At 73.1% G+C, this 11,037-nt stretch carries 9 protein-coding genes; 7 read left to right on the forward strand and 2 right to left on the reverse strand.

Annotation, left to right across the window (positions count from 1 at the left end; genetic code table 11):
- Positions 1-6 precede the first annotated feature (6 nt).
- Both ABD361_RS22170 and ABD361_RS22175 read right to left on the reverse strand, forming a co-directional pair.
- Positions 7-1,197 (reverse strand): globin domain-containing protein, encoded by a 1,191-nt coding sequence (locus ABD361_RS22170; RefSeq protein WP_344437220.1) that lies wholly within the window; start codon positions 1,195-1,197, stop codon positions 7-9.
- Positions 1,198-1,315: 118 nt separating this feature from the next.
- Positions 1,316-1,759 carry an RrF2 family transcriptional regulator gene (locus ABD361_RS22175; RefSeq protein ID WP_344437221.1) on the reverse strand — a complete coding sequence of 148 codons (444 nt, stop codon included), beginning with the start codon at positions 1,757-1,759 and terminating at the stop codon, positions 1,316-1,318.
- A 195-nt stretch (positions 1,760-1,954) separates the two neighbouring features.
- Between ABD361_RS22175 and ABD361_RS22180 the strand changes: the two genes are divergently transcribed.
- From ABD361_RS22180 to ABD361_RS22210, 7 genes are all read left to right on the forward strand, one after another.
- Positions 1,955-2,848: an SGNH/GDSL hydrolase family protein gene (locus ABD361_RS22180; protein WP_344437222.1), complete on the forward strand. Its 894-nt coding sequence runs from the start codon at positions 1,955-1,957 to the stop codon at positions 2,846-2,848.
- A gap of 102 nt (positions 2,849-2,950) precedes the next feature.
- Complete coding sequence (gene ggt / locus ABD361_RS22185; RefSeq protein ID WP_344437223.1) at positions 2,951-4,804, forward strand: gamma-glutamyltransferase; 1,854 nt, start codon at positions 2,951-2,953, stop codon at positions 4,802-4,804.
- 300 nt (positions 4,805-5,104) lie between these two features.
- Positions 5,105-5,989, forward strand: a complete 885-nt coding sequence (locus tag ABD361_RS22190) for a ligand-gated ion channel (protein ID WP_344437224.1) — start codon at positions 5,105-5,107, stop codon at positions 5,987-5,989.
- A 138-nt stretch (positions 5,990-6,127) separates the two neighbouring features.
- Positions 6,128-6,970, forward strand: coding sequence for a nitrilase-related carbon-nitrogen hydrolase (locus tag ABD361_RS22195; protein WP_344437225.1), 843 nt, complete (start codon positions 6,128-6,130; stop codon positions 6,968-6,970).
- 41 nt (positions 6,971-7,011) lie between these two features.
- Positions 7,012-8,286 (forward strand): aspartate aminotransferase family protein, encoded by a 1,275-nt coding sequence (locus tag ABD361_RS22200; RefSeq protein WP_344437243.1) that lies wholly within the window; start codon positions 7,012-7,014, stop codon positions 8,284-8,286.
- Positions 8,283-9,683, forward strand: coding sequence for a dihydropyrimidinase (gene hydA / locus ABD361_RS22205; protein WP_425583288.1), 1,401 nt, complete (start codon positions 8,283-8,285; stop codon positions 9,681-9,683). The genes ABD361_RS22200 and hydA overlap by 4 nt, the downstream gene beginning before the upstream one ends.
- Positions 9,684-9,697: 14 nt before the next feature.
- The gene (locus ABD361_RS22210) at positions 9,698-10,696 is read left to right on the forward strand and encodes a TIGR03842 family LLM class F420-dependent oxidoreductase (RefSeq protein ID WP_344437226.1); all 999 of its coding nucleotides are present in this window, start codon (positions 9,698-9,700) and stop codon (positions 10,694-10,696) included.
- Positions 10,697-11,037 lie beyond the last annotated feature (341 nt).

The following is an 11,037-nucleotide window of genomic DNA, read 5'->3' on the forward strand; positions in this document are numbered from 1 at the left end:
GCCCGGTCAGTCCTCGGCGCCCTGCCACAGGTCGGGGCCGAAGACCTCGTAGTGGACGGCGGACGCGGGCACGCCCGCCGCCAGCAGCTGCGCCCGGGCGCTGCGCAGGAAGGGCAGCGGGCCGCACAGGTAGGCCGTGGTGCCCGCGGGGACGGTGATGCGGGAGAGGTCGGCCAGGCCCGTGCGGTCGGCGGGGTGCGGGCCCTCCGGGTGCTCGTACCAGACGTGGGCCTCGGCGCCGGGCAGCTTGCCGACGAGCTGCTCCAGCTCGGACCGGAAGGCGTGCGTGGACTCGCTGCGGTCGGCGTGCACGACGACGATGCGGCGCTGCGCACCGGTGGCGGCGAGATGGTCGAGCATTCCGATCATGGGCGTGCAGCCGATGCCGGCCGACGCCAGCAGGACGGGGGAGTCGTCGTCGGCCAGGGTCACGTCGCCGAAGGGGACGCTCACCACGAGCTCGTCGCCCACCTCGACGGCCGTGTGCAGGTGGCCGGAGACCTCGCCGGCCGGGTCGCCGGCCACGCGCTTGACGGAGAACTGCAGGGCGTCCTCCGGGAAGCCGGAGATGCTGTACTGGCGTATCTGCCGCGCCCCGTCGGGGAGGGCGACGCGGACGGAGACGTACTGCCCCGGCCGGGCCGCGGGCACCGGGCGGTCGCCGAGGGGCCGCACGACGAAGGTGGTCACGTCGGCCGTCTCGGTGTGCCGGGCGACGACGCGGCAGGGCAGCCACACGTCGCCGGCCTCCCGCCCGGCCTCCTCGTACAGCCGGGCCTCGAGCGCGATGAGGGCGCGTGCCATCAGCCAGTACACCTCGTCCCACGCGGCCGCGACCTCCTCGGTGACGGCCTCGCCCAGGACGTCGACGATGGCGGCGAAGAGGTGGTGGTGGACGACCTCGTACTGCTCGGCGGTGATGCCCAGCGACGCGTGCTTGTGCGCGATGCGCGAGAGCATCGCGTCGGGACGCTCGTCGGGGTGCTCCAGAAGCGCGGTGGCGAAGCCGGCCACGGCTCCGGCGAGGGCCTGCTGCTGACTGCCGACGGCCTGGTTGCCCCGGTTGAACAGGTCGCGCTGCAGCTCGGGGTGCGCGGTGAACAGGCCGGTGTAGAAGCGCGAGGTGATCTCGCCGAGGGCGCCCGCGACCGCGGGCAGCGTGGCACGGACGGTGCCGGCCGACTTCGGGGACAGCATGGAGGCTCCTTTGACGCCGTTGAAGTGGTATTCAAGAGTCGTATTTAAGGGTGAGTGCAACTCCCGCCCCGGGGAGGGTGCTTCAGGAGGTGCTTTGGGAGGCGTTTCAGGGGGCGTTTCAGTGGGCGGGGCCCGTGCCCAGGGTCAGCAGGACCGGTCCGGTCGGCGGGCCCGTCAGCTCCTCGACCGTGATCGGGTCGAGGGTCGCGAAGAACGCCTCCTGCGCCGCCCGCAGGGCGCCGCGCAGCCGGCACGCCCCGCGCAGGGGGCACGGGGGTTCGTCCTCGCAGCCGACGACGTCCCCGGTGCCCTCCAGCTCCCGTACCAGCCGCCCCACCGAGCCCAGGCGCCCGGCCGTGGTCAGGCTCAGACCGCCGCCGCGGCCCCGGCGGGCCTCGACGACGCCCAGGTGCTGCAGCCGGCTGACGACCTTGGCCGCGTGGGTGTACGGCACGTCGATCGCAGCCGCCACCTCGCGGGTGGTCGGCGCCTCGTCGTCCCGGGCCACGGCCAGGCGCATGGCGATGCGCAGGGCGATGTCCGTGCTCTTGGTCAGTCGCACGCCGACGATTCTACCTAATTGGTATCTGGGAGTCGGATTAGGGAGTGGTGGGGGGTGAGGCCCCGAAAGTGGGGTGTCCACCCCGTACTGATCGGTAGCCGGATTGACAGGCGGTAACCCGGCGGGGAGTCTGAACCCCCGCATGATCGGTTCGATCATCAACCAAGCATGATTCCCTCACCTTTGGAGCAATTTGTGGCACAGCGCGAACGCAGTGCGCGAAACGGGAGAGTACTGGCGGCGCTCGGTGCGGCAGCGGCCCTGACGGCGGTGGCGACCGGCCCCGCGACGGCGGCCGATGCGACCGGGTACGCCAGTGGCGCGCGCTACGTCGCCCTCGGCGACTCCTACACCTCCGGCCCCGGCATCCCCCAGCAGAGCGGCGGCGACTGCGCCCGCTCCAGCGTCAACTACCCCTCCCTGACGGCCGCCGCCCTGAAGGTCTCCGCCTTCAAGGACGTCAGCTGCAGCGGCGCGACGACCGACGACATGTGGCGCACCCAGGGGGAGAACGCCCCCCAGCTCGACGCCCTCGGCAAGCGGACCCGCCTGGTCACCGTGGGCATCGGCGGCAACGACATCGGCTTCGGCACGATCATCGGCACCTGCGCCCAGCTGTCGGCGAGCGACCCCGCCGGAGCGCCCTGCAAGAAGCAGTACACCGCGCCCGACGGCGGCGACCGGCTCGCGCAGCGCATCAACGACGCCGCCCCCAGGATCGCCCGCGTGCTGCAGGCCGTGCACCAGCGCGCCCCCTACGCCGACGTCGTCCTGGTCGGCTACCCGTCGATCATGCCCGACAGCGGCACCTCCTGCTTCCCGGCCGTGCCCATCGCCGCCGGCGACGCCCCCTACCTGCGCGACACCGAGCAGCGCCTGAACACCATGCTCCAGGAGCAGGCCCGCGCGGCGCACGTCCACTACGCCGACACCTACGGCCCCACCGTCGGCCACGACGTGTGCACCCCGGCAGCGGATCGCTGGATCGAGGGCGCGAACCCCGAGAGCCCCGCCGCCCCCTTCCACCCCAACGCCAAGGGCGAACAGGCCATGGCCGGCGCGGTGCTGAAGGAGCTGCGCGGCCACTGAGCCGATGACCTGTCGGCGGACGGGCCGTGCCGGTAGGCTCCGGGGCCCGTCCGCCCCACCGGGCGTGATGCCGACGAAGATGCCGACGAAACGGAGGCAGACATGGCAGATCCGGCCCTCGCAAGACCGGCCGCCCGCCGGCCCGGACCCCTCGTCCGGCGCCGGAGACTGCCGGTCCTCATCGCGACCGTCGCACTGATCGCCGGCGCGGCGGTGCCCGCCGCCGCGGGCACCGCCCCCGCACCCGACCGCACGCCCGCCAAGACCCCCGTCGCCGTCGGCTACGGCGGCGCGGTGGCCAGCGTGGACGCCGACGCCTCCGCCGCCGGCATCGAGGTGCTGCGCAAGGGCGGCAACGCCGTCGACGCGGCCGTGGCCACCGCCGCCGCCCTCGGGGTGACCGAGCCGTACTCGGCCGGCATCGGCGGGGGCGGCTATTTCGTCCACTACGACGCCCGCACCCACAAGGTCGCGACCATCGACGGCCGCGAGCGCGCCCCGCTGAGCGCGACCGACAAGCTGTTCCTGGAGAACGGCCGGCCCCTGCCGTTCGCCGACGCGGTCACCAGCGGCCTGAGCGTCGGCACCCCGGGCACGCCCGCCACCTGGCAGGCCGCCCTGCGCAGCTGGGGCAGCCGCCCGCTCGCCCAGCTCCTCGAACCCGCCCGGCGCCTGGCCCGCGACGGCTTCACCGTCGACGCCACCTTCGCCCGGCAGACCGCCGACAACCAGGACCGCTTCAAGGACTTCCCCGACACGGCCCGGATCTTCCTGCCCGGCGGCCGGCCCCCGGCCGTCGGCTCGACCCTGCGCAACCCCGACCTCGCCCGCACCTACCAGGAGCTCCAGCAGCAGGGCGTGGACGCGCTTTACAAGGGCGCCATCGGCCGCGACCTCGTGCGCACCGTGCGCAAGCCCCCCGTCGCCCCCGGCTCCGGGCGCGTCGCGCGCCCCGGCGACCTGACGGAGAAGGACCTGCGCTCCTACGCCGTCGAGCGGCGCAGCCCCACCCGGGCCTCCTACCGCGGCCTGGACGTCTACGGCATGCCGCCCTCCTCCTCCGGTGGCACCACCGTCGCCGAGGCGCTGAACATCCTTCAGAACGACGACCTCCAGGACGCGGACCAGGCCACCTACCTGCACCGCTACCTCGAAGCCAGCCGCATCGCCTTCGCCGACCGCAACCGGTGGGTGGGCGACCCCGCCTTCGAGGACGTCCCCGTGCGGGGCCTGACCTCCCAGCGGTTCGCCGACGCGCGCGCCTGCCTCATCCGCGACGACGCCGTGCTCACCAGCCCGCTCGCCCCCGGCGACCCCCGCCGGCCGGACGCGGGCTGCGACGCGCACGGCACGGCCGCGCCCACGCCGTACGAGGGGGAGAACACCACCCACCTGACGACGGCCGACAAGTGGGGCAACGTCGTCTCCTACACCCTCACCCTGGAGCAGACCGGCGGCAGCGGCATCACCGTGCCCGGGCGCGGCTTCCTCCTCAACAACGAGCTGACGGACTTCTCCTTCACCCCCGTCAGCCCCGGCACCCACGACCCCAACCTGCCCGGGCCCGGCAAGCGGCCCCGCTCCTCGATGGCGCCCACGATCGTCCTGGACGACGGCAGGCCGGCCTTCGCCCTCGGCTCACCGGGCGGCGCCACGATCATCACCACCGTGCTGCAGACCCTGCTGAACCACGTCGACCGCGGCATGCCGCTCGTCGACGCCATCGCCGCGCCGCGCGCCAGCCAGCGCAACGCTGCGGCGACCGAGCTGGAGCCGGGACTGTGGAACAGCCCGCTGCGCGGCCGGCTGGAGGCCAAGGGGCACGTCTTCAAGGAGAATCCGGAGATCGGCGCCGCCACCGGCATCCAGCGGCTGCCCGACGGCCGCTGGCTCGCCGCGGCCGAGCGCACCCGCCGGGGCGGCGGCTCGGCCATGGTGGTGCGGCCGGCCGGCTGACCGGCGGGCACGCGAGGTCCATCCCCCACACGGGCGAACCGGCCGGCGGTACCGGTTCCTCCGCTCCGGTCCGGGAGAGACGACAGGCATATGGCTGCCGTCTCACCCGGACCGACCCGCCGGAGGGGCCCCGGGCGCCCGGGCAGGGCGGCCGTCCTGGCCCTGCTGGCTGTGTGCGTGATGTGGCTCGCGGCTGGTGCCCACAGCGCACATGCGCGTACGGTGCGTCCGGGTGCCGCGCGCTCGGGTGCCGCGCGCTCGGATCCCGTGCGCTGCTCCCTCGGGGCCTACCTCAGTGACTTGTACGACCTGGACGCCGTCAAGAACCGGTTCTCAGCGCGGCTGTGGCTGTGGTCGGAGTGCGCCGACAAAAGCCAGGACCCTTTGCCCACCGCGTCCTTCACCAACGCCGACGACCCCAAGAAGAGCGACCCCCTCCTGTCCACCCGGGCGGGCCGCGCCAGGGACCTGGTCCGCATCGAGGGCTCCTTCCGGCAGAGGTGGGACGAGCGGGCCTTCCCCTTCGACAAGCACCGCCTCCAGATGCTGGTCACCGCCGGGGACGACATGCGGCACTTCGCGTTCACCGTGGGCGACGACTCGGCGTACAACCCCGCCATCGCCCCGCCCGGCTGGCGGGTCACGGGCTACCGGGTGGTCGCCGCCCCGCACCGCTATCCCACGGGCTTCGGCGAGTTCGGCAGCGCGTCGGACGGCGGCAGCACCTTCAGCCGCGTGCGCGTCGAGGTCGACGTCGTGCGCACGGACCCCACCGTCTTCTGGAAGCTGACCGGACCGCTCTACCTCGTCCTGCTCATGGCCACGGCCACCTTCCTGCTGCCTTCGCACAGCAATGAGCTGGGCATGGCCGAGCGGCTGGACGCGCTGCAGAGCCGCCTGGGCGTGCTCGGCGGCGGTCTGCTGGTCGTCATGCTCAACATGCAGCAAGTTAACTCGGTGGTCACCAGCGCGGACGGGCTCACGCTCGTCGACGGCCTGCACCTGCTCACCCTCATCTACCTGCTGGTCGCCGTGATCGGAACCGTGCTCGCCTGGCGGTGGACGGTGCACGGCGGCGACCCGGCCGTGGCCGAGCGGTTCCACCACCGCGGCGCACTGGTGGCGTTCGTGCTCTACGTCCTGACGGCCGGGGCGATGGTGGGTTACGTGGCCCTCACCGGTTGACGGGCCGGCAGCGAAGGTTTTCCACAGGTTCTGCGACGGTCTTGCCACGCGCTGTGACGGGTCCTACGGTCGCTTGCACACGCGGATCTTCGCTTGCCGCGTGCCCGCCCGGCTGACGCCCCGGCTGAGGAGCTGCTTGTGACCGACGTCCTCCGCGCAGCACTGGTCCAGGCGACCTGGACCGGCGACACCGAGTCCATGATCGCCAAGCACGAGGAGCACGCCCGTGCCGCCGCGGCGCAGGGCGCCAACGTGATCGGCTTCCAGGAAGTCTTCAACGCCCCCTACTTCTGCCAGGTGCAGGAGAGCGAGCACTACCGGTGGGCCGAGCCGGTGCCCGACGGGCCGACCGTCCGCCGGATGCAGGACCTCGCCCGCGAGACCGGCATGGTGATCGTCGTGCCGGTCTTCGAGGTCGAGCAGCCGCACGTGTTCTACAACACCGCCGCCGTCATCGACGCCGACGGCACCTACCTCGGCAAGTACCGCAAGCACCACATCCCCCAGCTCAAGGGGTTCTGGGAGAAGTACTACTTCAGGCCCGGCAACCTCGGCTGGCCCGTCTTCGACACGGCCGTCGGCCGCATCGGGGTCTACATCTGCTACGACCGCCACTTCCCCGAGGGCTGGCGGGCCCTCGGCCTCGCCGGCGCCCAGCTCGTCTACAACCCCTCGGCCACCTCGCGCGGCCTGTCCGCCCACCTGTGGCAGCTGGAGCAGCCGGCCGCGGCCGTCGCCAACGAGTACTTCGTCGCCGCCATCAACCGCGTCGGCCGCGAGGAGTACGGGGACAACGACTTCTACGGCACCTCCTACTTCGTCGACCCGCGCGGACAGTTCGTCGGCGAGCCGGCCAGCGACACCAAGGAGGAGCTGGTCGTGCGCGACCTCGACCTGGGCCTGATCGACGAGGTCCGCCGGCAGTGGGCCTTCTACCAGGACCGCCGGCCCGACGCCTACGAAGGGCTGGTGCAGCCGTGACGCACTCCGCCGCCCCGCTCCACGACCGGCACCGGGCCGTCATGCCCCAGTGGCTCGCCCTGTACTACGCCGAGCCGCTCGAACTCACCCACGGCGAGGGCCGCCACGTCTGGGACGCCCACGGCCGGCGCTACCTGGACTTCTTCGGCGGCGTCCTGACCACCATGACCGCCCACGCCCTGCCCGAGGTCACCAAGGCCGTCGCCGAACAGGCCGGGCGCATCCTGCACACCTCCACCCTCTACCTCGACCGGCACATGGTCGAGCTGGCCGAGCGCATCGCCGCCCTGTCCGGCATCCCCGACGCCCGGGTCTTCTTCACCACCTCCGGCACCGAGGCGAACGACGCCGCCCTGCTCCTGGCCACCACGCACCGGCGCTCCAACCAGATCCTGGCCCTGCGCAACAGCTACCACGGCCGTTCCTTCTCCACCGTGGCCATCACCGGCAACAGCGCCTGGTCGCCCACCAGCCTCTCGCCGCTGCAGACGCTCTACGTCCACGGCGGCGTGCGCAGCCGCGGCCCCTACGCCCACCTGAGCGACGCCGGATTCATCGACGCCTGCGTCGCGGACCTGAAGGACGTCCTCGGGCAGGCGCACGGCACCGTCGCCGCGTTCGTCGCCGAACCGGTGCAGGGCGTCGGCGGGTTCACCGCCCCGCCCGACGGGCTGTACGCCGCCTTCCGCGAGGTGCTGGCCGAGCGGGGCATCCTGTGGATCAGCGACGAGGTCCAGACCGGCTGGGGCCGCACCGGGGACCACTTCTGGGGCTGGCAGGCCCATGGCGCGAGCGGCCCGCCCGACCTGCTCACCTTCGCCAAGGGCATCGGCAACGGCATGGCCATCGGCGGCGTCGTCGCCCGCGCCGAGGTCATGAACTGCCTGGGGGCCAACTCCATCTCCACCTTCGGCGGCAGCCCCGTCACCATGGCGGCCGGCCTCGCCAACCTCACCTACCTGCTGGAGCACGACCTCCAGGGCAACGCCCGCCGCGTCGGCGGCCTGCTGATCGAGCGGCTGCGCGCCCTGACCGCCGGCCTGCCCGTCGTCCGGGAGGTGCGCGGCCGCGGCCTGATGATCGGCATCGAGCTCGCCGGCCCGGACGGCACCCCCTCGGCCGAGGCCGCCTCCCTCGCCCTCGAACACACCCGTGAGCTGGGTCTGCTCGTCGGCCGGGGCGGGCGCGAGGGCAACGCCCTGCGCATCGCCCCGCCCCTGACCCTCACCGTGGCCGAGGCCGAGGAGGGCGCGACGGCCCTGGGCGAGGCCCTGCGCCGCACCCAGCAGGACCTCGACGGGAAGGCCGGATCATGACCCGCACCCTCATCCGCGGCGGGCTCGTCATCACCGCCGCCGAGGAGACGAGCGCCGACGTCCTCGTCGAGGACGGCCGCATCGCCGCCCTGGCGGCCCACGGCAGCGCCTGCGCCGAGAGCTGGACGGCCGAGCGCACCATCGACGCCACCGGCAAGTACGTCGTGCCGGGCGGCGTCGACGCCCACACCCACTTCGACCTCCCCTTCGGCGGCACCGCCTCGTCCGACACCTTCGCCACCGGCACCCGCGCCGCCGCCTGGGGCGGCACCACCACCGTCGTCGACTTCGCCGTGCAGCAGCGCGGCGGGGCCCTGCGCGAGGGGCTCGACACCTGGCACGCCAAGGCCGAGGGCCAGTGCGCGATCGACTACGCGTTCCACATGATCCTCTCCGACGTCAACGAGGCCACGCTCAAGGAGATGGACCACCTCGTCTCCGAAGGCTGCACCTCCTTCAAGCTGTTCATGGCCTACCCGGGGGTCTTCTACAGCGACGACGGGCAGATCCTGCGCGCCATGCAACGGGCCGCCGCCAACGGCGGGTTGATCATGATGCACGCCGAGAACGGCATCGCCATCGACGTCCTCGTCGAACAGGCCCTGGCCGCCGGCCGCACCGACCCCCGCTACCACGGCGAGGTGCGCAGGGCCCTGCTGGAGGCAGAGGCCACCCACCGGGCCATCGCCCTGGCCCGCGTCGCCGGCAGCCCCCTGTACGTCGTGCACGTCTCGGCCCAGGAGGCCGTCGCCGAGCTGGCCCGGGCCCGCGCGATGGACCTGCCCGTCTTCGGCGAGACCTGCCCGCAGTACTTGTTCCTCTCCTCCGACCGGCTCGCCGAGCCCGGCTTCGAGGGGGCCAAGTACGTCTGCTCCACCCCGCTGCGACCCGAGGAGCACCAGGCCGCGCTGTGGCGGGCCCTGCGCACCGACGATTTGCAGGTGGTCTCCACCGACCACTGCCCGTTCTGCTTCAGCGGGCAGAAGGAGCTCGGCCGCGGCGACTTCTCCAAGATCCCCAACGGCCTGCCCGGCGTGGAGCACCGGATGGACCTCCTGCACCAGGCCGTCGTCGAAGGCCGCATCACGCGCCGCCGCTGGATCGAGCTCGCCTGCGCCGCCCCCGCCCGCATGTTCGGCCTCGCCCCCCGCAAGGGCACCCTCGCCCCCGGCGCCGACGCCGACGTCGTCGTCTACGACCCGCACGCCCGCCAGACGCTCTCCGCCGCCACGCACCACATGAACGTCGACTACTCGGTCTACGAGGGCAAACAGATCACCGGACGGGTGGAGACCGTCCTCTCCCGCGGCGAGGTCGTCCTCGACCGCGGCACGTTCACCGGCCGCGCCGGACACGGGCGTTACCTGCCCCGCGCCACCTGCCAGTACGTCATGTAAGGAGCACACCGCACGTGGACTTCGGCCTCGTCCTGCAGACCGACCCGCCCGCCACCGCCGTCGTGGAGCTCATGCGCCGCGCCGAACGCGCCGGCTTCACGCACGGCTGGACGTTCGACTCGGCCGTGCTGTGGCAGGAGCCCTTCGTCATTCACAGCCGCATCCTGGAGCACACCGAGCGCCTGATCGTCGGCCCGATGGTGACCAACCCCTCCACCCGCACCCCGGAGGTCACCGCCTCCACCTTCGCCACCCTCAACGACATGTACGGCAACCGCACCGTGTGCGGCATCGGCCGCGGCGACTCCGCCATGCGCGTCGCCGGGCGCCGGCCCAACACCCTCGCCGTGCTCAGCACCTCCATGCGCATCATCCGCGACCTCGCCGAGGGGCGGGAGACCGACGTCGGCGGCAGCACCCTGCGCATCCCCTGGGTGCGCGACGGCAAGCTCCCCGTCTGGATGGCCGCTTACGGGCCCAAGGCGCTGGCCCTGGCCGGACGCGAGGCCGACGGCTTCATCCTCCAGCTCGCCGACCCCTACCTGACCGAGTGGATGATCAAGGCCGTGCGCACCGCCGCGGCGGACGCCGGCCGCGACCCGGCCTCCCTGACCATCTGCGTCGCCGCCCCCGCCTACATCGGTGACGACCTCGCCCACGCCCGCGAACAGTGCCGCTGGTTCGGCGGCATGGTCGGCAACCACGTCGCCGACCTCGTCGCCCGCTACGGCGAGCACTCGGCAGCGGTTCCGGAGGCGCTCACGGCGTACGTCAAGCAACGCCAGGGCTACGACTACAGCCACCACGGCCGCGCCGGGAACCCGTCGACGGACTTCGTCCCGGACGAGATCGTGGACCGCTTCTGCCTGCTGGGCCCGGCCGAGGCCCACATCGAACGCCTGAGCGCGCTGAGGGAGCTGGGAGTGGACCAGTTCGCGGTGTACGCGATGCACGATGCGAAGGAGGCGACGATCGACGCGTACGGCGAGCGCGTGCTGCCGGCGCTGCGGTGAGCCTGCGGCGGGCCGCGCGGTACCACGGCGCCCCGTAAGGGGCGCGGGGAACTGCGCGACCGGCCACCGACGGCCCGCAGGCGAGGCACCACCCCGGCGCCCGGGCGAAGCCCGGCACTCCGTCTGCGGGCGCGTCGTGGCTTGTCGCGCAGTTCCCCGCGCCCCTTACGGGGCGCCGTGGTACCGCGCGGCCCGCCGCAGGAGTCCGAGCTCCCGGCGCATCCGTGCAGAGCCGGTGTCCCGGGCGATCCGCGCCGCGTCCCGCGCGATGTCCACGGCACGGTCGGGGGCCCGGGCGATTGCCGCGGCGTCTACCTGGCCCGCCAGGCAACCGCCGCGGC

This window comes from Streptomyces luteosporeus (assembly GCF_039532865.1).
Classification (GTDB): Bacteria; Actinomycetota; Actinomycetes; order Streptomycetales; family Streptomycetaceae; genus Streptomyces; species Streptomyces luteosporeus.